Below are 1173 nucleotides of genomic sequence, written 5' to 3' on the forward strand. Positions count from 1 at the left end.
TTACTCGATGATCTTTGCGACGACGCCAGCGCCGACGGTACGGCCGCCTTCACGGATAGCGAAGCGCAGACCTTCTTCCATCGCGATCGGCGCAATCAGCTTCACCGTGATCGACACGTTGTCGCCCGGCATCACCATTTCCTTGTCCTTCGGCAGCTCGATCGAGCCCGTCACGTCCGTCGTACGGAAGTAGAACTGCGGACGGTAGTTGTTGAAGAACGGCGTGTGACGGCCGCCTTCGTCCTTGCTCAGCACGTACACTTCGGCCGTGAAGTGCGTGTGCGGCGTGATCGAACCCGGCTTGGCCAGAACCTGGCCGCGCTCCACGTCTTCACGCTTCGTGCCGCGCAGCAGGATACCGACGTTGTCGCCTGCCTGACCCTGGTCCAGCAGCTTGCGGAACATTTCAACGCCCGTGCAGGTCGTCTTCACCGTCGGCTTGATACCGACGATTTCGATTTCCTCACCGACCTTCACCACGCCGCGCTCGACACGACCCGTCACCACCGTACCGCGGCCCGAGATCGAGAACACGTCTTCCACCGGCATCAGGAACGTACCGTCGACCGCGCGCTCCGGCGTCGGGATGTACGTGTCCAGCGCGTCGGCCAGGTTCATGATCGCCGTTTCGCCCAGCTCGCCCTTGTCGCCTTCCAGCGCCAGCTTTGCCGAACCCTTGATGATCGGCGTGTCGTCGCCCGGGAAGTCGTACTTCGACAGCAGTTCGCGAACTTCCATCTCGACCAGCTCGAGCAGTTCAGCGTCGTCCACCATGTCGCACTTGTTCAGGAACACGATGATGTACGGAACGCCAACCTGACGCGCCAGCAGGATGTGCTCACGCGTTTGCGGCATCGGGCCGTCTGCGGCCGAGCACACCAGGATCGCGCCGTCCATCTGCGCTGCACCCGTGATCATGTTCTTCACGTAGTCGGCGTGGCCCGGGCAGTCGACGTGCGCGTAGTGGCGGTTCGCCGTTTCGTACTCGATGTGCGCGGTGTTGATCGTGATGCCGCGCGCCTTTTCTTCCGGCGCCGCGTCGATTTCGTCGTACTTCTTCGCTTCGCCGCCGAACTTCGACGACAGAACCGTCGCGATCGCTGCCGTCAGCGTCGTCTTGCCGTGGTCAACGTGACCAATCGTACCAACGTTCACGTGCGGCTTGGTCCGCTC

Annotated in this window: 1 protein-coding gene; it reads right to left on the reverse strand. The window is 62.5% G+C overall.

Translation table 11 applies throughout. From position 1 onward, the window contains the following. The coding region (tuf, locus tag ACSHSS_RS30215) for an elongation factor Tu (RefSeq protein ID WP_043279591.1) at positions 1–1173 on the reverse strand (1173 nt) is incomplete at its 5' end.

The organism is Burkholderia sp. BC1 (assembly GCF_052683555.1).